1 protein-coding gene is annotated in these 1,888 nt (G+C 34.9%); it reads left to right on the top strand.

Annotation, left to right across the window (positions count from 1 at the left end):
* The first annotated feature begins 97 nt into the window (after positions 1–97).
* Positions 98–1,714, top strand: coding sequence for an IS1182 family transposase (locus NEH75_RS13115; RefSeq protein WP_055306073.1), 1,617 nt, complete (start codon positions 98–100; stop codon positions 1,712–1,714).
* Positions 1,715–1,888 lie beyond the last annotated feature (174 nt).

A 1,888-nucleotide genomic window follows, 5' to 3' on the forward strand; every position in this document is an offset into this window, starting at 1 on the left:
GGGGCTGTCTCAAAATAGATGGCCCTTTGAATTAAAAAACTACAGTTTACAAAAAAAGGCAGTCCCATTCGGGACTGCTTTTTTGTATACTTTTTTTATGCTAAAAAAAGAAAATATACATCAAGATTATACAACTTATTCAGCTGGATATCAACTCTCTTTAACGATGGATATTCAAGTTTATATTGCACCTCATGACCCTGTACGTTTGCTTAATCAATTATTGGAGGGATTAGATTATAAAAAATTATTAAGCACTTACTCTGATCAAGGGAGAAATTCTGTCGTACCACCGGTTATCATGTTTAAGATTTTAGTTTACGCGTATATGAATCGCGCTTTCTCTTCACGAGAAATTCAGCGACTTTGTCAACGGGATATTCATTTTATCTGGCTGTTAAACGGTTATCCCGCGCCTAGCCATCATACGATTAATCGATTTAGAAAACATCATTTAAGCGATGGCATCCTAGAAGATTTATTTGATCAATGGATTGAGCGTCTTCACGCCTTAGATGAAATTCATTTTAAAAACCTGTTTATTGATGGAACAAAAATTGAAGCGAATGCCAATCGTTATTCCTTTGTTTGGTTAAAATCAGTCACTAAAAATGAATCTAAACTTCATACAAAAATTGAAAAACTGCTTCAACAAATCAACGAAATGTATCTAACAACGTATCAGTTCAATTCGACTCAACCCTTAGATGGTTTAGAATCTTGTTTAATGAATTTGAAACAACGAGTGATTGAACAATCCATTGAATTTGTTTATGGAAAAGGAAAGAGAAAAACCGTTCTACAACGTCAAGTGGAAACACTCGAAGATTATATTGAAAAACAGAAAATGTATTTGACGTATCAAGAAATGATTGGCGAGCATCGTTCAAGTTGTTCAAAAACGGATGTTGATGCCACTTTTATGAGAATGAAAGACGATCACATGAAAAATGGTCAATTAAAACCAGGATATAATGTCCAAATTGGCGTTGAAGCGGAGTATATTGTTCATGTTGGAATCTTTAGTTCGGCCAATGATGTCACGACTTTGATTCCCTTTCTGACATCTATGGAATCTCGATTATCTAACACATTTGAACGGGTGATCGCAGATGCAGGTTATGAAAGTGAAGAAAATTATGCTTATTTGAAGGAGAACCATCAAAAAGTTTTCATTAAGCCCCTCAACTATGAAGCCTCAAAAACAAGAAAATATAAAGCTCAACTGGGGAAACGAGAAAACATGGCGTATGATGAACTCACAGATACCTATACGTGCGCAAATGGCAGAACGTTAAAACCGATTGAAGTTAAAATTAGAGAAAGTCAGACGGGATATCGAAAAGAAGTCACCCTTTATGAATGTGAAACTTGCCAAGATTGTCCCTTGCGTTCAAAATGTACAAAAGCGAAAGAAGGAAACCATAAACGAATAGAAGTGTCTAAAAAAATGCTTTCGCTAAGAACAGAGTCACTTGAAAATATCCAAAGTGAAGAAGGGATTATTTTAAGAAAGAATCGCTCCATTCAAGTCGAAGGTGCTTTTGGCGTGCTAAAACAAGATTACGGCTTCAGAAAATTTTTAACCCGTGGAAAAGTTCATGTCACAGTAGAAATGTTGCTTCTATGTTTTGGATATAATGTACAAAAATTACATAACAAAATCCAAAGCAATCGTTGCGGGCAACAACTCCATAAACAAAAAGTGGCTTAAAAAATCAGAATATACGGTCATTTTGAAGGAAAGAAACGTCCTTCTTTTCATCGTACTCAAAAATAAATTCAATCCATAAAATTCAATCCAGGGCCTAATTTTTTTACGATGAATAGCCAAAAAAAGGAGCATGTAGCTCCATGACTATGAAGTTTTAGTCATTTTGATACAGCC

Origin of the sequence: Turicibacter sp. T129, from assembly GCF_025594975.1 — a bacterium.
Classification (GTDB): Bacteria; Bacillota_I; Bacilli_A; order MOL361; family Turicibacteraceae; genus Turicibacter; species Turicibacter bilis.

Coding starts and splice junctions, on each gene's coding strand:
- NEH75_RS13115 (WP_055306073.1), top strand. CDS start 98: ATGCTAAAAAAAGAAAATATACATCAAGATTATACAACTTATTCAGCT.